A 21,698-nucleotide genomic window follows, 5' to 3' on the forward strand; every position below is an offset into this window, starting at 1 on the left:
CAACGCTCGAGGGCTGGGGGACGATCGTGCCCCTCCGAAAGAACACCAGCATCCCGATCGGCATCAGCGAATCCGAACTTGCGCCGGTCTTCCTCAACTTCAACGAGCAACCGCACTTCCTCATCTTCGGCGACACCGAATGCGGCAAGACAACGCTGCTGCGTGGCATCTGCCAAGGCATCATGGAGTCCAACCGGCCTCAGGAAGCGGCGATCATTCTGGCCGACTACCGGCGAACGCTGCTAGGAGCCGTCGAGGGCGATCACATCGCCGCTTACGCAACCAGCGCGCAAGGCTTGAGTACGAACGTCGCCGACCTTGCCGGGCTCCTTCAGACGCGCATGCCCGGTCCGGACATCACCCCTCAGCAGTTGCGCGATCGATCCTGGTGGTCGGGCCCGGACCTGTACCTGATCGTCGACGACTATGACTTGGTCGTCACAGGCAGCGGCAATCCGATTTCGCCGATCGTCGAGTATCTGCCGCACGCCAAGGACGTGGGTTTCCATCTCGTGATCGCTCGCCGGTCCGGTGGTGCGTCCCGGGCAATGTACGAGGCCACTATCGCGCGTCTGCGTGACCTGGCTACGCCGGGCCTGATCATGAGCGGCAGCCGCGAGGAAGGAAACCTGCTCGGCAATGTTCGCCCGAGCGCGATGCCGCCGGGCCGGGGCACTATGGTCAGCCGCGCGGGTGTCGAGTTGATCCAGACCTCGTGGATGCCACCCATCTCATGACCGCCGTCGAGCTGACTCTCACCGAAACGCGGCTCTGGGCGCGGACCTCGAACACCCACGCGGACATGCCACCATCGGTGGCGCCGGGCAGCGACGGAATGAGTCTCGTCGTGGGCGAACCACTCGTACCGCGGTCGATGGCCTGTTCGGCGGTGCAATTGCTGACCGCCGACAGGATCGCGTACCTGCCGAGCTTGCCCTCGCCCGTCGACGGCATGACCGCTGTGTTCGGCCGATTGCTTGCCGAGCTTCGGGTACCGGCGCCCTGCGAGCGTCTCACCGTCGTAACCCCGACCGAGTGGGGAACCAGACGCCGGTCGGCCATCGAAGCGGCCGGGTTGCGCGTCGCATCCGAGGTCGAGTTCTACGAGGCAGCCCTTCGGGCCGTAGCAGCGGACACCCGCAACCGTGACCGGCGAACCGTGGTACTCGAATTCGGCCCACTGTCGACGACCGCCACGTCGATCATCTACGGCCAGCGAGGCCCCGAGATCGAAGCGTGCGAGCATGAGCCGAATCTTGCGGCCGCTGAGATCGTCCCTGACAGTCCCGGTTTCAGCGAGCTACGCGCCCTTCTCGAGCGTCTGCTGTCCGGTGGACCCACCGACAGTGTGCTGGTCGTAGGTGGTGCCGACACCGGCTTCCTCGAACTGATCGGTTCGGCGGTCGTTGAAGTCTCCGGTTCCGACACCGACTTACGCACGGTGCCGAACGCGGACCTCGCCCGCAACAAGCAGGCGGAAGCCTCGCCCTACCCGACGGCAGCGATTCCTCCGCTCCCACAGACCGAATGGTTGCAGCCGCTGCGTGAACGCGCCGCTGCTACCCGTCCGCCTCGTTCGCGTACGCCGATCTACATCGGTGTAGCTGCGGCCGCCGCGATACTCGTCGCAGGCGTCGGCGCGGCTGTGGTACGCAATCAGCCGGGAGATTCGGCCGGTGCGACGGCTGCGGCCCAGTCGTCCACCGTGGCCGAACCTTCGACGTCCACGGTCGCTCCGGCAACCCCAGCGCAGACGACCATGACGAAGGCCGCACCAGCGTCCCGAACAATCGGAAACATCCGGTTCGAAGTTCCGGCGGGCTGGAAAGTCACCGAGGCCGCTGGTGGATCGCGCATCTACTTGGTTCCCGAAGACGGCACAAAGGCGCGAATCACGCTCACCCAGAAGCAAGTCGTCCCTGGCGTCGGTTATGAGAAGGTCGCAGCCGACCTCGAGGCGCAGATCAAGCAACGGCCGGCTGGAACCATGAGCCCGCTCCGCCGCGACGTGGTCTTCGGCGGCCGATCGGGCCTGGCCTATACCGAACATCCAGACGACGGTTCACAAGTCGACTGGCATGTTATCGTCGAACACAGCACCCAAGTCGGCATCGGGTGCCAATATCAGACAGGGGGGCAAGACACGACAACACAGCTCTGTGCAGATGTCGCAACCACGCTGGAAGTCATCCCATGACACCAGCCCAAATTTTCTTCCAGATTGATGGAACCGATTGGGCGGGTCTCTGCGTCCAATCTAGTAGTTGGAGCGAATCGGCTCGGTCCACGAGGGCGGCCGAATCAAGTCACAAGAACGGAGTGCATGATGTCGGGAAACGTGAGGAATGATGCCGCCTCTATGGAGGCGGGTGCCAACCACGTCGACACCGTAAACCAGGCCCTTCAGGGGGAGCTGAAGACCGTGGAAGGTCTCGTACAAGGCTCGCGGGACAGCTGGGAGGGCGAGGCGCAGGCGGCATTCGACCAGGTGATGCTCGACTACAAAGATGCCTCGAATCGCCTGCACCAGGCTCTCGAGGAGATCGAAGCCGGTATTCGGTCGAACGGCAAGAACTTCACCGCGGCTGAGGAAGACAACAAGTCGCGTGTTGCCAGCGTCGGCTCGAGCCTGAACATCACGAACCCCTGATATCGCGGAAGAGACTAGGAGAACCAACTGATGAAGTATTCACACGAACAGCTTGTCCAGCTCGCATCTGACATCCGCTCTTCCAGCCAGCGCATCGTTCAGTCCGGGGACGACCTCAAGGGTTATGTCGCGCAGCTGACCTCCGAATGGGAAGGCCAGGCGAAGATCGACTACACCGAACGCCAGAACCGTTGGAACGACGCCCAGGCCGATCTTGCCAATATCCTCGAGACGATCGCGAAGGTCGTGGAGGACGGTGCGATCGCAATGACCGAAATGGACGCGATGAACGCGCGTTCGTGGGTCTCCTGATCCGACCTGATGAACCAAATGGAGTGCGCCCCGGCATAAAACGCTGGGGCGCACTCTTTGTTCAACGGTTCTGAGCGGGGTGTCGATGGCATCTGCGTCGAAGCTACATGTCGCGCAACGCCTCTGCTCCACGCGGTGGGTTCAGTCGAGTGCCTTGGCGATCGCGGGGACCATTCGGTCGACCAAGGTCTGTGTGGACTGATTCGTCCACACTCGGTATGCCTGCACCGCTTCGGGCTCGTCGATAACGACGATCGTTGCCGATGCATTGAGCAAGGTCGGCGGGAGGCCACGCAACCCCCCGTTGCCTGCCTCACTATCCGATCTTATGGCGAGGACGACATCGATCGGTTGCGAGACGGAGAAGCCGGATTGCAATGTGCGCGGCGATTTCTCGTCACCAATCGGTTGATAGGCATCGCTGTACCGAAAACCGATATCGCGCAGGAATTTTGCCTGATCAGAGCCGTCCAACGTCACCGCGACCGACGAGTTGGAGATGTCATAGGCGGCGACGGTCTTGTTGGTGAATTCGGGGTGTTCAGTCCGGACTGACGCCAAATCTGTGGAGTCGGCACCTTTGTCACCGCCGACGACCATGTAGGCACCGAAGGCGACCAAGAGGGCGGTGACCAAACCCGCGGCAGCGAGGAGCGCCCCTCGACGTCTACGCACCTGCGGTTGCAAGGAATGCTGGTCGATGGAGTCGGCCGACGACCTTCGTACTGTCGTCTGATCCGGGGGTGGACGGTGCTGTGCGACAACTCCGACCGCAGTGGTATTGCTGTGGAAGCTCTGGGTGTAGTTCGGAGCGGTCGGGAAGTTGCCGGTTCCGGGCGCTCTCTCGATGACACGCCCGAAGAGGGCTGCTTCCGCATCCTGAACGAACTCGCGGCAGTTGCTGTAGCGATCCTCGGGGGCTTTCGCCATGACCTTGGCGATCACCCTGTCCAATGCGGGGGGAAGGTCCGGCCTGACCTTGGTCAAGCTCGGTGGCGGCTCATGAATGTGGCCCATCATCACCACGGCGGGCATGGTCGATGGGTACGGGTTCTGGCCGGTCAACAGTTTGTAGAACGAGCAGCCGAGGCTGTAGATATCCGCGCGATGATCGAGTACCTCACCGACGAGCTGCTCAGGTGGGGCGTAGGCAACCGTCGCCATGAAGTTGCCTGTCCTTGTGAGGTCCTGGCCATCCTCGGCAGATTTGGCGACACCGAAATCGGTCAGGAACACCCGCTCCTCATCGCCACCATCAGAACTGGACAGCAGGAAGTTCGCCGGCTTGACATCACGATGCAGCAGGCCGCGCCGGTGCGCGTAATCGAGTCCCTTACCGATCTCGGAGACGATCCGTAGAGCGCGCTGCGGCGTCATCACCTGCGGCCCCTTTTTCGCCTCCTCCGCGGCGTCGGTGCCGTCGACGTATTGCATCGCGATCCACAACTGCCCGTCTTCCTCGCCGCGGTTGTACACCGCGACAAGATTGGCGTGATCCAGAGCGGCGGCAAGGTTCGCTTCGCGCTCGAACCGGGCGCGGAACTCCGAGTCGGTCGACAGATCGGGACTGAGGACTTTGAGTGCGTCCTGCCGAGGCAGGATGGGGTTCTGAGCCAAGTAGACCGTGCCCATGCCCCCGCTGCCGAGGACGTGAAGTATGCGGTATCCACCGATGATCGCGCCGGGCCGCAACGGCATCTGACACTTCTCCTGTCGATCACAAGGTCGTCTCGACGGTCGATTGCGTACGCTGCGAATCTGCCGCCCGTCCGACAACTAGTCCTGGTTCGCGAGTAGTAGGTACTGGGCAGCGGATTTTTGATGCAAGGCCTGGATCTGGTCTGCCTCCACAATGGCGACATGACGGCCAACGGTGAAATAACAGGTCGGCGCCATCAGGGAGTAGGTGACGAACGGGTCGTCCTGGTTCTTCTCGAAGCACTTGGCATCCGGCATACCGGGAGGGCTCGACGTCGGCTTGTACTGCCAATCGACCTGCGCGAGTTCGGCGGCAAGCAATCTGACCGCCGCGCCGTCGTCTTTCGCGCGGAAGACCCACGAATCGCCCCGCGACACCAGGTCGACACCTGCGTCGGCGAAGGCCTGCTGGTCCAGGTCGAACCGTTTGCTCAGGTGAATTCCGGCTTCGACCGGATATACCCCGACGACATCATCCTCGGGCAGCTCTGACTGAGCGGCGTCTTCGACGGGCAGCGTTCGGGCGAACAGGCCATCGATATCGGCAGGAAGCGCAGGTATCTGGTCGACGCCTGTGGGCTGGTACCCCTTTAGTAGTTCGATCTGCTTGTCGAGCACCTTCTTCGCCAAGTCGACGGCAGGGGTCGGATCTTTCGCCGGATTCAACCCGGGCGCGCTGTGGACGTATATGAGATAAGCATCGCGGACGTGCCAGGTGCTCACCCAGCCATTCGGGCTGGCAAAGCTGCGGGCGGCCGAGTATGAAGGGATGTCGATCGGTCGGTACTCGGGGTACTTCTTCAGGAATCCATCGGGAAGCACACGCTGTGCATGCATGGCCTGGTCGGCGGTCTGGAAGCGCAGAACTCGGAGGTTAGCGTTTTCGCCCAGGCCGATTTCCTGCCTGCGTTGCCCGCCGGTTCCCCACCCCACAACCAGTCCGGGAACTACCTCGTTGAAATTCTCCACCATGCTCATGTCTTCGCGATGAGTCGGCGGTTGGAACGGCGTGTACCGACGACCCTGCATATTCGTCTGGCTATAGACGAGGCGGCTATCGATATCCATCATGAGCGGCACGTGTTCGGCCAGCCTCGCTGCTTCGCGATTCACCCCCGCTGCGGGGGTTGCCAGCTCGTCGTCGGTACGAGGCTTAGTCGGGTAGTTACCGGGATCGAGCTGCGCCGTATCGACGCCGCCCTCTACGGCATCGTTCGCGTCGGAGTCGCCGCAACCGCTGACGAGTGAGGCCGAAACGGCGAGCGCCAGAACGATTACGCCGAGTCGTGAGTGCGCAATACGCATTCCTCGATCACCTGGCTTTCGACAGAATGGCATATTGGGCAGCGGTACGCTGATACAGCTGCGGATCGATTCGTCCGCCTGCCATTCCCCAAGAGATGAGCTTGGCGACATACCGGCCGTGAACGATGATGCATTCGGTTTTCGTATCGAATACCGGATGATATTGGTCGCGGCTGACGCAGCGCGCGTCGGTGATCCCGGGTGGGCCCGGGACCTCTTGATCGAGGTCGCCGAGTTCGGCGAGCGCCGACTGGAGGTGGAAGGCCGACTCCAGATCCCGGGTCCGATACAGGGTGCCCTCGATATGAGCAACCAGGTCAACCCCTGCCTCGGTCAAAACATGCTCCATCCGAGCAGCGTCGAAATTCAGGTGACGCGCTCCCGCCGCATCGAAAATCGCGCCCTCGAAGGCGTCGTTCTTGGCGGAAAGGTCTGTCGCGGAGGTCTTCGCCGACTTGACCGTCAGTCGAAGTATGCCGTCGGGATTGGTGGACAGGTCCAGAATATCGTTCGGCCGGGTGGGTTGCAGTGCTTCGACCTTGGGTACCTGCTGGTCGAGGAGGCCGGCCAGGGTCTGTGCGATCACGTGCGGATCGGCCTTCGGCCAGGTCACGGAGCTCACGATCACGTACTGACCGGAGTGCTTGAACAGGTAGCCCTTCATGTCCCTCGTCGACGCTTTGACGTCGCTGTGTCGGGGGATCGTCAATGATGTGCGATCGGGGGCAATTTCACCCAGCACTCGATCGAAGTCATTCGCCGCTGCTTGTGCTGAAGCTTCCGAGGGAAACCGAAGGATAGCGATCGACATGCCCTTGTGCGCACGCAGGCTTCCGTTGGAACGTCGGGTGGACACGCCGGCGAACATGTGGTGCCGGTCCGCAACAGGCTCGAATGCCTTGGGCAAGATCTCATCATCGAAGGACTGCCCTCCTTCGAGGAGGCGGGTGCTCTCCAATAATGACATGTCTTTGTCTACATCGTACGGAGACACCAGGTAGCTGAGCATGCGGCGCGACTCGATGCGGTACACCTCGGCGGACGTCCTGGACGTCGCATAGACGTAATCGTGTGGCGCATTCGGGAATTCGCCGTAGTCGAGCTTCTCGAGGTCCACGGCGGTCATTCCGGGAAGGGCTCTACCCTCGATGGATCCGGCGCAACCTGTCGCGGTCGATGCCAGGGCAATGATCGTGACGGACGTCAGAAGCGCACGCCGTGTGGTGCCGATCGAGTTACTCATGCTGGTCCCTCACTCGCTGACGAGCAACGCGTATTGGGCTGCGGCCTTTTGATGCAGGTCCTGGATCTGCGGCGACGACACTTGGGCGACATACGGACCTGCTTGGATCACGCACTCGCTTTCCTTGGGCTCGCCGGAATCGTGAAGGTAGGTGTAGCACTCGATCCCGGTGTCGATGCCTTTCGGAGGAGTCGCGATCCGGCCCTTTCCTTCTTCAGTGGTCGAAGGTTTCCACTCGTTCCAGAGCTCCTTCGCCTTATCGACACTGCCCGCGCGGAACACCAGGCTGGCTCCGACGCCGATAGCCTGGATGTCGGCTCTGTCCACGAAGTCGAGTGAGTGCAGGGTCAGCGTGTGAAAAGCGCCTCTGCTGCGGTATGCGCCGCTCGGTGTAACCAACGTCGAGAACGTATCGCTACCGCGGGGCAGGGTCCGACCAAGGATGCCGTCCGGATCGAGCGGGACCGATCCCTGCTTATCTGCGGGTGTGGGTTCGAATTGATCGAGCAATGGAATCTGCGCGTCGAGCGCCTTCTCGACGTGTGCGACCAGCGGGGTCAAATTCGGTGCAGTCGTGTCGTCCACGTACTTGAGAAATATGACGTAGCGGTTGTGCGTCGTCCAACTGCCGATCGACGATACGTCTGGGCGCCAATGGGCTTTCGTCTCGGGGTATTTAGATAAAGTAACCGGCTGATTCTGTGCGTTGTAGGTGAAGTCGTCGTGTTCGAGGGCGGGCCCGACCTGAGCTGCCGCCTCCGCATTGGCGAACATCATGACCGCCACGTGCAATGTTCGGCGCGGCTGGTCAACGGCACCCTCGGTCGTCCACGAATTCATCCAGCCGGCCACGAGATTGTCGGTGAGATCATCGAACGTGTCGTTGATGACCAGATCGGACAATGCTTTACTGTTGGCGACTACGTTGCTCTTCGCCCCGCGCGTTGGGTCGTGTTGGACGTACGCCGGGTCGATCTCGAACGGCAACAAGACGAAGTCGGCCAGCCGTTGCGACTCTCGGATGAGTGCTTGCTTGTCGTTCTTGGCATTTCCGAGCTCCACCGGCTCCGCCTGATAGTTGCCGACGTCGAGGTCGGATAGATCGGGCTTTGCGGTTGCTGCCTTGCCTTCGACTTCGCTTCCCCCGCAAGCTCCGAGCGTCACCGCGAGCGCTCCTGACATTGCCACGGCGCCGATCGTTCTGATCAGTCCGGATCGCGCAGCATGGATCATGCCCTCCCCCTTGTGTTCGTAGGTCCGGACGGATACTACTTCACTTGTGCTCGCAGGATCGGAATGAGCTTCTCCAGGAGCAGGGGTTGGGAGGACGAGGTCCAGTTGCGGAAGGCGTTCACCGTGGCGGGGTCGTCGACGACGATCACGGTCGCTTTGACATCGTTGATGTAGGGGTCGAGACCGGAAAGGCCGCCGCCGCCTGCTCCTTCGTCACTGCGGATGGCGATGAGGTAGCCGGAGTTGATTTTCGAGAACGTTGTGTAGCGGTCCTCCTTGGTGACCGGCCTCGGGGAGGTCTCGTTGCCTGTGCTGGTGAACGCGGAGTTGAAGGCGAATCCGAGGTCCTGGAGGAATTTCGCCTGGTCGCTCGGGGTGAGGTACATGGCGAGCTGGTTGTCGTAGGCTTTGCCGCCGGTGACGTCGACGACTGTGACGGTTTTGCCTTCGAATGCCGGATTGTTCTGGCGCGCTTCTTCGATGGAGCCGGGGGCTGCGGCGGTTGTCGAGGTATCCGATGGGCCTGCCGGAGTATCGCCGCCGCTGAGCGCCCAGATGCCGATGCCTGCGGCGAGGGCGACCACGACCACCGCGGCTGCTGCCGCGAGGATGCCGCGCCGTTTGCGGGCGGGTGCGGCGGGAGCGGAGGACGAGGGGATCGACTGGTTGGGCGCTGACATGTGCGCGCGCGGGTCGGTGGGCGGACGCGTTTGCTCCGCGGTGTTGTTGACCGCGTAGCGGGGCCAGCTGGGTTCCTGGGCGTGCGGGGCCGAGGTGTAGCCGAGGGTTCCGGTGGAGTATTGGTGGGCGCCGGAGGTGTAGTTCGGGCCGGGGGCGTGGGGGATGGATCCGGACAGGACCTGGGTTGCGGCGTCGGTGAATTCGCGGCAGGTGTTGAAGCGTTCGGCCGGGTTCTTGGCCAGGGCGCGGGCGAAGACCTGGTCGATGGCGGGTGGGAGGTTGCGGTTGACGGCGGTGGCGCGCGGCGGCGGTTCGTGCAGGTGGCCCATCATGACCATGGCGGGCTGGGTTGCCGGGTAGGGGTTCTGGCCGGTGAGCAGCTTGTAGAAGGCGCAGGCCAGGCTGTAGATGTCGGCGCGGTGGTCGAGGCGGCCGCCGGCGAGCTGTTCGGGGGGCGCGTAGGCGATGGTGGCGACGAAGCTACCGGTCTGGGTGAGGTCGGTGGTGTCTTCGGAAGATTTGGCGACACCGAAGTCGGTCAGCAGGACGCGTTCTTCTTCGTCGTGCTCGGCCGAGAGCAGGAAGTTCGCCGGTTTGACGTCGCGGTGCAGCAGACCGCGACGGTGCGCGTAGTCCAGTCCTTTACCGACCTCGGTGACGATGCGCAGGGCACGCTGTGGGGTCATGGCGCGCGGATCGCGTTCGAGTTCGGCGGCGGCATCGGTGCCGTCGACGTACTGCATGGCGATCCACAGCTGGCCGTTCTCCTCGCCGCGGTTGTAGACCGACACGATATTCGGGTGGTCGAGCCCGGCGGCCAGGTTGGCTTCCCGTTCGAACCTGGCCCGGAACTCGTTGTCCGCGCTGAGGTGTCCGCTGAGCACCTTGAGCGCGTCCATCCGCGGCAGGCTGGGGTGTTTGGCCAGGTAGACGGTGCCCATCCCACCCGCGCCGAGTACGCGCTGGATGCGATATCCGCCCACGATGGTGCCGGGGCTCATCGCCATCTCGCGGTCTCCTGTCTTGGCTGGTGCGGCATCGGATGCCGGCTACGGTGTGTCCACCGGAGCATAGTGGGCGCCGGCGGGACGTGTTCGGGCCGAGCGTCACGGACTCCTGAGGCCTACTGATACTGGGCGTTGGCCAGTAGTGCGTACTGCGCGGCCGCCCGTTGCCGGACGTCGACCGGTTGACCGCTGTGGACCTGGGCGACGTACCTGTCGTAGAAGACGACGCAGCCGTACCGGGTGTCGGAGCCGTCGTATCCGCTCGAGTCCTCGGCGCAACGGACGCCGGGTACGTCCTTCGGTGCGTCGATCGGTGTCCATTTGCTTTCGGTCAGTCGGGTCTCGGCGAAACCCTTCGCGGCGGCCGCGTCTTGGGTGCGCCAGAGCAGATTGTCCTCGGCCATCGCGATGCGATCGACGCCGTGTTCTTCCATCGCCTTCTTACCGGGGCCGGGTTCGGCGGACCAATGCAGGATCCCGCGCGGAGTGTGGACCGCGGTGCTGCCCAGCATGGGGGAGAAGAAGTAGTCCTCCGGCGTCAGCGTCCGTTGGAACATCAGGTCCGGGTCGTAGGGGAGCTCGAGGGCTTCTCGCTTGGATAGCGGCGGGAGCTTTTCGAGCAGCGGGATCTGGGCCGCGTAGGTCTTCTCGGCGAGCGCGGTCAGCGAGTCGAGGTCGGGGCTGGTCCAGGTGACCAGCATGCTCATGACATAGCTGCCGACGGCCATGGACGACCCGAGCGATGGGATGCCCGGCCGCCAGTGCGAATGCGCGTCGGGGTAGTCGCTCAGCTGGACTGGCTTGTTCTGGTCGCGCGCCACGTCGAAGTCGGCCTGGTCCAGGTCGCGGGCGGCGGTTTTCGCGGTCTGCTCGTCCGGGAACTGCAGAACGGCGAGGGTCATCGAGACTTCGCCCGCGGTTTTGCTCTCCTGCTTGGCGCGGTCGGCCGAGGTGAGGCCGAGACCGAACATGAACTTGTGCCGCTCGAGCACCGGCCCGTTGACGTCGGCGAGCAGCTCGGTGGCCGCGCGGGGATTGTCGAAGCCCTTGATGCCGCGGTTGTATTTCAGCTTCGGGTCGACGTCGATGCCGTTGATGACGTTGTCGGCCAATCGCATGATCGCGAACTCGGTGCCGGCCCGCAGCGAGTTCACGTACTCGATGCGCATATCCAGCGGAATGGTCGGGTAGCTGCCGGTATCGAGTTCACGGACGTCGATCTCGGCCGCCTGCGGGGTCCCCGAGACCGATGAGCAGCCCGCCAGTACCGCGGCGGCCACGACGGCGAGCGCGGCGCCGCGAACGGCGTGCCTGGTCATTATGCTTCGAATTCGCATGTGCCGCAGTCCTACTCGGAGTTGGCCAGGATGGCGTACTGGGCGGATATCCGTTGCTGGGCGTCCAGGAGCTGTTCGGCACCCATGAACGCGTAATAGCGGTCGTAGGCGACGTGGCAGTAGAACCGGATCGCGCCCTTGGCGGGGCCTTTGTACTCGGTGCAGGTGGCCTGCGGTAGGCCCTTCGGCGAATCCGCGCTGCGGAAGTAGCGATTGAGCTCCGAGGACTTCTCTTTGAGCTCGCGCGCGGAATCCGCGTCCGCCGCTCGGTACAGCTCGCCGGCGTCGTAGGCGACCCGGTCGACCCCTGCCTCGACCAGCAGCTGCTTGCGTTCGAGCGGATCCATCGGGAAATGCAGTGATCCATGCAGGTCGTAGGTGCCGGGGACGTTCAGGAACGAATCACCCTCGGGACGGCGCAGCGATATCGAACGCATGCCGTCCGGGTCGATGGACTTGTTCATGAGTTGATCGGGCGGAGTCGGCTCGAACTTGTCCAGCGCGGAGATGGTCGCGGCGATGGACTTTTCCGCGAGCGCCGTCAAACCGGGCTTGTCGGATTCGCCCACGACCACGTTCTCGAAATTGTTGGTGATCGTGACGAGCACGAATTCGTCTTTGGCCAGCCAGGACGCGAGCACCTGCCCGCTCGGCTGCCAGCGCACATGCGCGTCCGGGTACTTGTCGAGCTTCGCGGGCTCGACCGGGCCGTCGTCATAGAAAGCCGCTCGGGACAGGTTCGCCGCGGCTTCGGCCGCGGCTTTCGCGTCGGAGAAGATGAGGACGTTGTTCGACAGCGTGTAGGCGAGTGTGTTGATCTCGTTGGACTGCCCCGTGGCCGAGAACCCGGAGATGAACCCCTTCGCGTCGTTGGCGAAGTTGTCCTCCTTGATCCAGCGGTGGATCGGGCTCGGGTGCGACTCGTCGGGGAGCAGGAACGGACGCACCGTGCCCGGCGGCTGATACACCAGCTTCGGGTCGATCTCCACCGGTAGCGGCATGACGTTGCCGAGGCGCTGGGCCTCGACGAACCGGGGCACGTCCTTGTTCTTCGGTGGGCCGAGCTCGCGCGGGAGGGTCGCGTAGCCGCCGACGTCGAGCTGGGCCAGGTCCACCGCCGGCTCGGCGGCCTCGGTATCGGACCCGCAGCCCGCCGCGGCGAGAGCGCAGGCGAACAGCAGGGCGACCCCCGCCCGGAAACGATGAGATCTCGCGGTGAGCTGCACGCTCCCCCCTTTACTCCGAGTGCGTCAGCCGGATAGTACTGCACCGGTGCGCCGCACGACCGGAATCTTGCCCGGCCGCCGGACTGTTCTCACTGGTACTGGCTGGTGGCGAGCAGAGCGTATTGCGCTGCGGCTCGCTGTTTCACGTCGACCGGCTGGCCGCTCTGGACCTGGGCGGCGTAGCGGCCGTATCGAACGACGCAGACGTACTTGTGGTCGGAGTCCGACGGGCTGGCGTCCTCGGCGCAACGCGCCTCCGGCACGCCGGGCGGCGCATCGATCGGGTTCCACCGGCTCGACTTCTGCCGGGTGTCGGCGAACTTCGCGGCCCCGTCGGCGTCGCGCGCACGCCACAGGTAGGTGTCGTCGGCGATGGCGACCCTGTCGATGCCGCTGTCTGCCATGGCCTTCTGCACATCCGTCGGCTCGCCCACCCAGTGCAGCAGGCCGCGCGGGGAGTGGGTGGCGACGCTGCCGACGCGGGGTGAGAAGAAGAAATCCTCCGAGGTCAGAATCCGCTGGAACATCGACTCCTGGTCGAACGGGAGTGCGGCCACCTCACGCTTGGACAGCGCGGGCAATTGCTCGAGCAGCGGCACCTGGGCAGCGTAGGTCTTCTCGGCGAGCGCGGTGAGCGCATCCAGATCGGCGCTCGGCCAGGAGAGCAGCAAGTTGATCACGTAGCTGCCGACGGCCATCGTCGAGCCGAGGGTGGGAATGCCCGGCCGCCAATGAGAATGGGCGTCGGGGTAGGTCTTCAGTTCTACGGGCCTGTTCAGGTCGGGGGCCACCGCGAAATCGGTCCGGTCGAGCTCGCGGGCGGCGGCCTCGGCGGCTTTGTCGTCACGGAATTGCAGGACACCGATGGTGACCGCCGTTTCCCCTACCGATTTGTCGGGTTTCTTCGCCCGGTCCGCGGAGGTGATGCCGAGGCCGAACATGAATCCGTGCCGGTCCAGCACCGGCCCGTTGACGTCGGCCAGCAGATCGGTGGCCGATTCGGAATCGTCGAAGCCCGCGGCGCCGCGGTTGTACTTCAGCTTCGGGTCGATGTCGATGCCGTTGACGACATTGTCCGACAGTCGCATGATCGCCAGCTGGATGCCGTCGAGCAGGGTGGGGTTGTACTCCCAGCGCAGGTCGAGCGGTGTGGTCGGGTAGCTGCCGGTGGCGAAGCCGCGGATGTCGGGCTCGCCGGGTATCGCGGTCCCCGGCACCGAGGAGCAACCCGCGAGTGCGGCGGTCGCGGCCATGGCCAGCGCGGCATACCGGGCCGATGATGACCGAAGGATGGTTCGAATTCGCATGTGCCGCAGCCCTACTTCGAATTGGCCAGAATGGCGTACTGGGCGGATATCCGTTGCTGGGCGTCCAGCAATTGTTCGGCCGCCATGAACGCGTAATAGCGGTCGAAGGCGACATGGCAGTAGAACCGGATCGCGCCCTGGGCGGGGCCCTTGTACTCGGTGCAGGTGGCCTGAGGCAGCCCCTTCGGCGCCGGAGCGCTGCGGAACATCCGATTGAGCTGCGACGATTTGTCTTTGAGCTCTTGTGCGGATTCCGCATCGGCGGTCCGGTACAGCTCGCCGGCGTCATGGGCCACCCGATCGACGCCCGCGTCGACGAGTTCCTGCTTACGCTCGACCGGGTCGGTCGGGAAATGCAGGGAACCGTGCAGGTCGTAGGTGCCCGGGACATTGACGAAGGAATCGCCCATCGGACGGGCCAGCGAGATCGACCGCATGCCGTCGGGGTCGATCGAGTTCTCCATCAGCTTGTCCGCCGGGGTCGGCTCGAACTTCTCCAGGCTGGTGCTCGTGGCGGTGATGGCCTTCTCGGCCAGCGCCGACAGGCCGGGCAGGTCGGATTCGCCCAGCATGAGTGCCTCGGCGTTGTAGGCGATGGTGACAATGACGAACTCGTCCTGCGCCAGCCACGACGCCAGCGTCTGCTGGCCCGGCTGCCACCGCACATGAGCTGCGGGGAACTTGTCCAGCTTCGCCGGTTCGACCGGGCCCTTGTCGTCACGAAGGAACCGGGCACGAGACAGCTTCGCCGCGGCTTCGGTGGCCGCGGCCGCATCGGTGAAGATGAGGACGTTGCTCGACAGCGTGGTCGCCAGGGCCGAAGCCTTGGTCGACTGCGCGGTGGCGGAGAACCCGGAGATGAAGCCCTTCGCGTCATCGGCGAAGTGCTCCTCGCTGATCCAGCGGTGGATCGGGCTCAGATGTGCCTCGCCCGGCAGCAGGAAGGTGCGGGTACCGGGGCCCTGGTATCCGAACCTCGGATCGATCTCGACCGGCAGCGGCATGATGTTGGCGAGCCGCTGCGCTTCGACGAGCCGGGGGACGTCTTTGTTCTTCGGCGCGCCGAGTTGGCGCGGCAGGGTCGGGTATCCGCCGACGTCGAACTGCGTCAGGTCCACCGCGGGTGCGGCTGTTTCGGTGTCGGACCCGCAGCTCGTCGCGACAACGGCGCATGCCAGCAGCAGGCCGATGACGGCCCGGAACCGATGAGATCCTGCGTTGAACCGCACGCTCCCCCCTCACTCGAGTGTGTCAGGCGGATAGTACGGCACCGGTCCGACATCGCGGCGCTGCAGCGGTGCTCGAACCGCGGGTAACAGGACCGGTGTTGTTCGCATTGCAATACTCTGGTCTGGTGGCGACGATCCAGCATTCCGATCCAGGGGAGGGCCGATACCGTTGAAGGATCGGCAGGTCGAGGTGGTCGCCGGCAATCACGCGGCGGCCAGGGTCGCGGGTGCGGTGGTGGTCGTGGCGCACCGGGATCGGGGTAAGCCCACCCAGGAATCGCCTGCGGTTCGAGCGCTGGAATCGCTGGCCGAGTTGGTGAGCGACGCGGCCGAGCAGCAGCCTTCCGGCCCGGGTGCACTGGTGGCGCGCCATGCCACGCGCTGGTTGATGAAGGACGCCGAGCAGATCAGTCCCGGCCGCCCGATCGACTTCGGCATCTTGTCACCCGCCGAGAACGGTGGGGTGGCGATCTTCCTGCACGGCGCCGTCACCGCGGTGCTCGCCGGTGAGCGGGTCGAACGGTACCGGGGCAGCGACGCGGCGTTCACCGTCGACCGGGTGGCGTCGGTGCCGTCGAAGGCGGTCGCGCTGTTCGTCGACGACAACGGCGGCCGAGTGCCCGAGCTGCCCACCGAACGCGGAATCGGCTGGCTGGTGGAAGGTATCGCCCAGGCCGACGGGGTGATCGTCTGGTCCGACGAGGTGCGCGCCCACGCACCGCGCCGGGCCGGCGCCGAACATACCGAGGGTGGCTCTCATCGGCGATCGGCGCCGCCGCCACTGCCGACCGCACGCATCGACCAGGAGCGTTCGGCGGAACCCGTTGCGGCGCAATCGGCGCCGGTGGACCCGAACGTGACGCCCACGCAGGCCTCGACCTCGATGCTCGACATGAGCGACGGCGACCAGCCACCGGAATCGTCCGAAGAGCGCGCCGGCACCGACCCCTCACCACGGCCGGACCCGCAGTTGCAGCGTCGGCTGGAGGCCACCGCCCGCGCGACCACGCTCGCGGTCAAGGTCATGGGATTCAAATGCGCGCGGGCACATCCCAGCGATCCGCGCTCGGCGTTCTGCACCGTCTGCGGGATGCCGGTCGACCAGACCCAGGCGTTGAGCGAGGTGGTGCGGCCCCCGCTCGGCATGCTTGTACTCGACGACGGGATGACGTTCATGCTCGCCGCCGACGCCGTCATCGGACGTGATCCGGAGCATTCCGAGCAGGCCCGCCGCGGCCTGATCCCGCTCAAGATCGAGGACAACTCGGGCGGAATGTCGCGCGCGCACGCCGAGATCGTGCTGGTCAATTGGGATGTGACGCTGGTGGACCGTGGCTCGACCAACGGCACCCGCACCCGGGTGGCCGGCTATCGCGACTGGGTGCGGCTGCCACCGAACCAGCCGATGGTGCTGCTGCCCGGTACCGAGATCATGATCGGCAACCGGGTGCTGCGCTTCGATCCCGCGGCACCACCACCGTTCGGCTGACGGTCAGGAGTACCGCGACATGCAGGTGGTCTCGCCGTTGAGCACGCCGGCGCGGAAGGCGTCGACCCGGGCGAAACCACTCGGCACCGTCTGCCCCTTGATGTCACTGGCGGCGAGCCCGTCGGTGAGCAGCCCGGACACCGCTTCGTCCAGATCCCCTGCGGCCAGGGTGATATCGCCTTCCGATGGCGGCCTGCCGGGTTCGGCGAGCTTGCCGGTGACGACGCCGGACAGGCAAGCCGAGCGCAGGCCCGTCTTGGCGCCGACCAGCTGCTGCCCCTGAGCCCGCTGCACGGCCAGCGCGTAGCGGGCGACGAAGACGACGTAACCGTTGTAGTCGCCGGTCACCTTCACCGGCAGCGGATCGTCCGGATCGGTGTCGGAGGTGCCGCGTTCGGCCAGGCCGGGGATGTCGGTGGCGATGGTGTTGCTGGCGGGGCAGTAGCTCACCGGTTCGGTGGTGGCGCCGTTGGTGCAGTCGACCTGGGCGCCGTCGTAGCGGTAGGTGGGGTCGGTGTCGATCGGCAGGATCGCGGCCAGCGCCTTGCTCAGCTCGATCAGGTTCTCTTTGGTGATCGGGTATTCACCGCGGCCGGCATCGCCTTCGAAGCTCTGCGGCAGATCACCACGGCGCCGCTCGATTTCATCCATGTCGATGGCCTTGCAGCCCTTGGGGCCGTCGGTGAATCCGATCTGCACGGCGGTGACCCGCTCGAATGCCGATCCGTGCACGCTCTCCGGATCGTCCGGGTCGGAGTCGCGGATGGCGACGGTCGCGGCGAGCACCGAGTTGAGCCCGTCGGAGGTGTTGATGGTGAAGTGCTTCGACTTACCTTCGGCGACATGGCGCATGAACGCGCCGGCGAAGCAGTCGGCCTGCTGTTCCTTGACGATGACCGGGTCTTTGCGGCCGACGATCTTGGACATGGTCTGGATGGCGTGGCCGTATTCGTGTGCCAGCACCATGACCACCGACATCTTGCCGAAGGTTTCCTCCATGGTCGGCAGCAGCAGTGCACGGTCCCAGCCGATGGAGTTGTCGAGCCGGCAGTAGGCGGCATTGACCAGGCGGTAGGTGGTTTCGGTGCAGAACTCGACCGAGTCGTTGCGGGCGGCCTTGGCGCTCCAGGAGACCAGCTTGTCGACCGGTTCGAACTCGCCCTCGAATTCCTTGGGGTACTCCTCGGCCCAGTAGGCCTGGATGTCCTCGACGGCGTTGAGGGCAAGGGTGTCGACCTCGCCGCCGTCGCCGTTGGTCGCGCTGAGCTCACTGTCGGGGACGTCGGGACGGGGGCCGCTCGGGCCGCTGGTGGTCGGCAGGCCTGCCACTTTGAAGGGGTCGTCGTAGATCGAGACGGCCCGGCCGTCCACGGATCGGGTGCACCCCGCCACAACGGTGACCGCGCACAGCACGGCGATGATGACGGCGGTCGCACGACGTTGCCGCATCGGTTCCTCCCCCTCGTCGGCCGGTCGGTCGGTGTTTCGGTCGCCGGAACGGGGCATGGCGCATCGGGGGCACCGCCGATGTCCGGGTGATGGAATAGTATCCGCTGCATGTCTTCACCGGGGGCGCAGACCATCACCGTGCGCCATGATGGAACCGAACGAATTTTCGATTCGAGCCAGCAGGTCACCATGGGCCGCGCGCCGGAAGTGACCCTGTTCGTCGACAGTCCGCTGGTGTCACGGGTACACGCGATCTTGGCCTGGCAGGGGGGTGCCTGGGTGCTGCGCGACAACGGCAGCACCAACGGTGTGTTCGTCGATGCGGCCCGGCTCAGCCGGCCGGTGTCCATTGATCGGCCCATGCAGGTGCGGCTCGGTGACGCGATCACCGGGCCGCTGTTGCATCTGCTGCCCGCCGCGCCGCAATCTCGTCCGCCGCAGCATTCCTCGCAGCCGCAGCACCCGGTGCAGCCGCCGCGGCAGGGCTTGCGGCCGCCGCCTGCGCCGCCGCAGCGTCCGCACTCGGGACCGCAGTCGGGGGCGAGCCGGATCGCCGGATTCCACAGTGCGCCGCAGCCGCAACCGGCGGCGCCCAACGTCAATATCAATATGACGACCAAGGCCGACACCTCGTCGTTGCCTCCGGTGCGGGCCAGGCCGTCGACCTCGCCGATCGCGCGCGCGGACCGGCTGCCCGCCGGTGGCCTGGCGATCGGCCGTACCGCCGACAACCAGATCGTGGTCAACGATCCGCTGGCCTCGCGCAGGCACGCCCGGCTGGTCGCCGGGTCCGAGGGCCTGACCATCGAGGATCTCGGCTCGGCCAACGGCACCTTCGTCAACGGTGTCCGGCAGCAGCGCACGGTGCTGCGCGAGCGCGACATCATCACCATCGGCAACGTCGACTTCGTGGTCCAGCAGGGCACGCTGGTGCACCGGCAGCGCCCGGTCGCCGAGCAGGGCCTGCACGTGCACGGGGTCGGATTCACCGTCGAGGGCAATAAGCAGCTGCTCGTCGATGTCAATCTGCAAGCCGGGCGCGGCACGCTCACCGCGTTGATCGGCCCGTCCGGTGCGGGTAAGTCGACGCTGTCGAAGCTGATCGCGGGCAATACCCAGCCCTCGGGCGGTGTGGTCACCTTCGAAGGCCGCAACCTGCACGCCGAATACGAAGCGCTGCGTTCCCGCATCGGCATGGTCCCGCAGGACGATGTGCTGCACCGCCAGCTCACCGTGCGCCAGGCGCTCGGGTTCGCCGCCGAGCTGCGGCTGCCACCCGATACCTCGAGCGCCGACCGGCAGCAGGTCATCGACGGTGTGCTCAAAGAGCTTTCGCTCACCGAGCACGCCGATACCAGGGTGGATCGGCTCTCGGGCGGTCAGCGCAAGCGCGCGTCGGTGGCGCTGGAGCTGCTGACCGGTCCGTCGCTGCTGATCCTGGATGAGCCGACCTCCGGCCTCGACCCGGCGCTGGACCGTCAGGTGATGGTGATGCTGCGCGAGCTGGCCGACGCCGGCCGCGTCGTCATCGTGGTCACCCACTCGGTGGCCTGCCTGGACATGTGCGATCAGGTCGTGCTGCTCGCGCCCGGCGGTAAGACCGCCTATGCGGGCAACCCGGCCGGTGTCGGCAGCGCGCTCGGGACCAGCGACTGGGCGGAGATCTTCGCCAATGTCGCGGCGAACCCGGACCAGGCGTTCGCGGCCTATCGATCGCGGCAGGCGTTCATACCGCCGCCACCTCCGCCCGCGCCGATGCGGCACGGCGCGATGGGCAGCCCGCCGCAATCGAGCGGATGGCGGCAGTTCTCCACCTTGGTACGGCGGCAGGTGCGATTGATCCTGGCCGACCGCGGCTATCTCGCGTTCCTGGTGATCCTGCCGTTCGTTCTCGGCGTGCTGACGCTGGTCGTCCCGGGTGAGAACGGCTTCGCGCCGGGCCCGCAGGTGCCGGTGCCCGGGCCGAACGGCGAGCAGCTGTTCGTCCACCAGGGCGGCGGCGAAACCCAGCAGCTGCTGGTGGTGCTGGTGCTCGGCGCCTGCTTCATGGGTTCGACACTGACCGTGCGTGACCTGGTCGGCGAGCGCACCATCTTCTTCCGCGAGCGCGCGGTCGGCCTGCTGCCCTCGGCCTACGCCATGGCCAAGATCGTGGTCTTCAGCGTCGCGGCCCTGTTGCAATCGGCCGTGCTCATCGGCATCGCGCTGGCGGGAAAGAATCCGCCGGGTGCGGGAGCGTTGATACCGTCCGGCAGTCTCGAGCTGTATATCGGCGTGGCGTTCACCGCGGTGTCCTGCGTGGTCGTCGGGTTGGCCCTGTCGACGCTGGCCAAATCCAACGAACAGGTCATGCCGCTGCTGGTGGTGACGATCATGGTGCAGCTGGTGATGGCGGGCGGCATGATCCCGGTGACCGATCGCGTGGTGCTCGAGCAGATCTCCTGGCTGTTCCCCTCGCGCTGGGGTTACGCGGCCGCGGCGTCGACCGTCGACATCCGGACGCTGTTCGCCAACGCCCAGCCCGACAAGCTGTGGGAACACAGTGCGGGCATCTGGCTGCTCGACATCGCCATGCTGCTGGTGGTGACCGCGATCTTGTCGGTGGTCACCTGGCACCGGCTACGGCTGAAGAAGACAGCGTCATGAGTGGGCGTGTCGTCGCCGGTAGCGGCCGGTCTGCCGGTGCGCCGAGCGTGTCGCGCGCACAGCAGGCACACTGATGCCTGTGATGGTGCGAGTAGGGGCAATACATCTCGGGTGGGATGTGGTGTCCGTGGCCGCCGGCGGTGGGGGCACCCCGATCCGCCCGGTCCAGGTCGAGGGTAGTTACACCACTCCCGCATATCTGCTGGCGGACGCCTCCGGCAGGCTGCATACCGCGGGGTTGGACCGGCAGCGGCCCGACCTGGGCATGGCCATCGCCGACGTGCGCGACATCCTCGGTCATCCGCAGATCGTCATCGCCGGAGCCACCTGGCCGGCCGAGCTTGTGTTCCGGGCCCGGCTCTACAACCCGCTGGCCGCGGTCGGCAAGTATCTGCGCGGTAAGCCCGATGTGGTGGCTCTGCCGTACCCGGACGGATGGCCGGACGAGAAGGTCGACACCTACTGCGAGCTGGTGGAGCAGCTCGACGTCACGGTCGAGCCACTGCCGGAGTCGGTCGCGTTGTCGGGGTATGTGCGCGCGCTCGGGCTGGTCCGCCCGCCCGACCGGATGAATCCCCGCGGTGTCGGCGCCACCGGCGTCTACTCCGATGGGCGCACCATGCTGGTGGTCGCGGTGCATGCCGATGACGAGCAGCCGACCGAATCGGTCGACGTCGCCATCCCGCCCGAGGCCACCCGTGACGCCCGCTCCGCCGACGACGCCGTCATCGAGGTCATGGCGGCCGCGCGCGCGATCGGCGCCGACACCTCGACGGTGCTGCTCGCCGGAAACGTCTGCTTCAACGATCCGCTCCGGCTGGCCTTCCAGAATCACCTCGGCCAGCGCCTGCACAGCGCCGACCACCCCATGCACGCGCTCGTGCTC

Annotated in this window: 16 protein-coding genes and 1 pseudogene; 7 read left to right on the forward strand and 10 right to left on the reverse strand. The window is 65.5% G+C overall.

What is annotated here, in order from left to right:
* The 4 genes from RJ05_RS04340 to RJ05_RS04355 all read left to right on the forward strand — a co-directional run.
* The coding region (locus RJ05_RS04340) for an FtsK/SpoIIIE domain-containing protein (protein WP_036533378.1) at positions 1-737 on the forward strand (737 nt) is incomplete at its 5' end.
* Between the two features lie 158 nt (positions 738-895).
* Positions 896-2,197, forward strand: a complete 1,302-nt coding sequence (locus RJ05_RS04345) for a type VII secretion-associated protein (protein WP_170214341.1) — start codon at positions 896-898, stop codon at positions 2,195-2,197.
* Positions 2,198-2,326: 129 nt separating this feature from the next.
* Positions 2,327-2,650: a WXG100 family type VII secretion target gene (locus RJ05_RS04350; protein WP_036533402.1), complete on the forward strand. Its 324-nt coding sequence runs from the start codon at positions 2,327-2,329 to the stop codon at positions 2,648-2,650.
* 30 nt (positions 2,651-2,680) lie between these two features.
* Positions 2,681-2,962: a WXG100 family type VII secretion target gene (locus RJ05_RS04355; protein ID WP_036533382.1), complete on the forward strand. Its 282-nt coding sequence runs from the start codon at positions 2,681-2,683 to the stop codon at positions 2,960-2,962.
* A gap of 141 nt (positions 2,963-3,103) precedes the next feature.
* On the opposite strand, the gene RJ05_RS04360 is transcribed toward RJ05_RS04355, so the two are convergent.
* The 9 genes from RJ05_RS04360 to RJ05_RS04400 form a co-directional block, all read right to left on the reverse strand.
* A complete protein-coding gene (locus tag RJ05_RS04360; protein ID WP_036533383.1) occupies positions 3,104-4,660 on the reverse strand; it encodes a serine/threonine-protein kinase in 1,557 nt (518 codons plus the stop codon).
* Positions 4,661-4,738: 78 nt separating this feature from the next.
* Positions 4,739-5,965: a DUF7373 family lipoprotein gene (locus RJ05_RS04365; RefSeq protein WP_036533385.1), complete on the reverse strand. Its 1,227-nt coding sequence runs from the start codon at positions 5,963-5,965 to the stop codon at positions 4,739-4,741.
* Positions 5,966-5,972: 7 nt separating this feature from the next.
* On the reverse strand, positions 5,973-7,208 hold the full coding sequence (locus RJ05_RS04370; RefSeq protein ID WP_138445725.1) for a DUF7373 family lipoprotein: 1,236 nt from the start codon (positions 7,206-7,208) through the stop codon (positions 5,973-5,975).
* A 9-nt stretch (positions 7,209-7,217) separates the two neighbouring features.
* Positions 7,218-8,441 (reverse strand): DUF7373 family lipoprotein, encoded by a 1,224-nt coding sequence (locus RJ05_RS04375; protein WP_036533389.1) that lies wholly within the window; start codon positions 8,439-8,441, stop codon positions 7,218-7,220.
* Between the two features lie 35 nt (positions 8,442-8,476).
* Positions 8,477-10,129, reverse strand: coding sequence for a serine/threonine-protein kinase (locus tag RJ05_RS04380; protein WP_036533391.1), 1,653 nt, complete (start codon positions 10,127-10,129; stop codon positions 8,477-8,479).
* Positions 10,130-10,245: 116 nt separating this feature from the next.
* The gene (locus tag RJ05_RS04385) at positions 10,246-11,448 is read right to left on the reverse strand and encodes a DUF7373 family lipoprotein (protein WP_036533392.1); all 1,203 of its coding nucleotides are present in this window, start codon (positions 11,446-11,448) and stop codon (positions 10,246-10,248) included.
* 29 nt (positions 11,449-11,477) lie between these two features.
* Positions 11,478-12,692 (reverse strand): DUF7373 family lipoprotein, encoded by a 1,215-nt coding sequence (locus tag RJ05_RS04390; protein WP_036533394.1) that lies wholly within the window; start codon positions 12,690-12,692, stop codon positions 11,478-11,480.
* An 89-nt stretch (positions 12,693-12,781) separates the two neighbouring features.
* Positions 12,782-13,999 carry a DUF7373 family lipoprotein gene (locus RJ05_RS04395; RefSeq protein ID WP_138445724.1) on the reverse strand — a complete coding sequence of 406 codons (1,218 nt, stop codon included), beginning with the start codon at positions 13,997-13,999 and terminating at the stop codon, positions 12,782-12,784.
* Between the two features lie 11 nt (positions 14,000-14,010).
* The gene (locus RJ05_RS04400) at positions 14,011-15,228 is read right to left on the reverse strand and encodes a DUF7373 family lipoprotein (protein WP_051016230.1); all 1,218 of its coding nucleotides are present in this window, start codon (positions 15,226-15,228) and stop codon (positions 14,011-14,013) included.
* Between the two features lie 169 nt (positions 15,229-15,397).
* On the opposite strand from RJ05_RS04400, the gene RJ05_RS04405 reads away from it, so the two are divergent.
* On the forward strand, positions 15,398-16,717 hold the full coding sequence (locus tag RJ05_RS04405; RefSeq protein WP_036533398.1) for an FHA domain-containing protein: 1,320 nt from the start codon (positions 15,398-15,400) through the stop codon (positions 16,715-16,717).
* A 3-nt stretch (positions 16,718-16,720) separates the two neighbouring features.
* Here RJ05_RS04405 and RJ05_RS04410 read toward each other — a convergent pair whose 3' ends face one another.
* Positions 16,721-18,166, reverse strand: coding sequence for a neutral zinc metallopeptidase (locus tag RJ05_RS04410; protein ID WP_036533404.1), 1,446 nt, complete (start codon positions 18,164-18,166; stop codon positions 16,721-16,723).
* 108 nt (positions 18,167-18,274) lie between these two features.
* Between RJ05_RS04410 and RJ05_RS04415 the strand changes: the two genes are divergently transcribed.
* The gene (locus tag RJ05_RS04415; protein ID WP_036533400.1) at positions 18,275-20,812 is read left to right on the forward strand and encodes an FHA domain-containing protein; all 2,538 of its coding nucleotides are present in this window, start codon (positions 18,275-18,277) and stop codon (positions 20,810-20,812) included.
* Between the two features lie 82 nt (positions 20,813-20,894).
* Positions 20,895-21,698: pseudogene (locus RJ05_RS04420) on the forward strand (hypothetical protein); the annotation flags it as partial.

The organism is Nocardia cyriacigeorgica NBRC 100375, assembly GCF_000308555.1.
GTDB lineage: Bacteria > Actinomycetota > Actinomycetes > Mycobacteriales > Mycobacteriaceae > Nocardia > Nocardia cyriacigeorgica.

Bases quoted from the DNA above. Each gene is read 5' to 3' on its own strand.
- RJ05_RS04350 (WP_036533402.1), top strand. From the start codon at position 2,327: ATGTCGGGAAACGTGAGGAATGATGCCGCCTCTATGGAGGCGGGTGCC.
- RJ05_RS04355 (WP_036533382.1), top strand. From the start codon at position 2,681: ATGAAGTATTCACACGAACAGCTTGTCCAGCTCGCATCTGACATCCGC.
- RJ05_RS04360 (WP_036533383.1), bottom strand. From the start codon at position 4,660: ATGCCGTTGCGGCCCGGCGCGATCATCGGTGGATACCGCATACTTCAC.
- RJ05_RS04365 (WP_036533385.1), bottom strand. From the start codon at position 5,965: ATGCGTATTGCGCACTCACGACTCGGCGTAATCGTTCTGGCGCTCGCC.
- RJ05_RS04370 (WP_138445725.1), bottom strand. From the start codon at position 7,208: ATGAGTAACTCGATCGGCACCACACGGCGTGCGCTTCTGACGTCCGTC.
- RJ05_RS04375 (WP_036533389.1), bottom strand. From the start codon at position 8,441: ATGATCCATGCTGCGCGATCCGGACTGATCAGAACGATCGGCGCCGTG.
- RJ05_RS04380 (WP_036533391.1), bottom strand. From the start codon at position 10,129: ATGGCGATGAGCCCCGGCACCATCGTGGGCGGATATCGCATCCAGCGC.
- RJ05_RS04385 (WP_036533392.1), bottom strand. From the start codon at position 11,448: ATGACCAGGCACGCCGTTCGCGGCGCCGCGCTCGCCGTCGTGGCCGCC.
- RJ05_RS04395 (WP_138445724.1), bottom strand. From the start codon at position 13,999: ATGCGAATTCGAACCATCCTTCGGTCATCATCGGCCCGGTATGCCGCG.
- RJ05_RS04410 (WP_036533404.1), bottom strand. From the start codon at position 18,166: ATGCGGCAACGTCGTGCGACCGCCGTCATCATCGCCGTGCTGTGCGCG.
- RJ05_RS04415 (WP_036533400.1), top strand. From the start codon at position 18,275: ATGTCTTCACCGGGGGCGCAGACCATCACCGTGCGCCATGATGGAACC.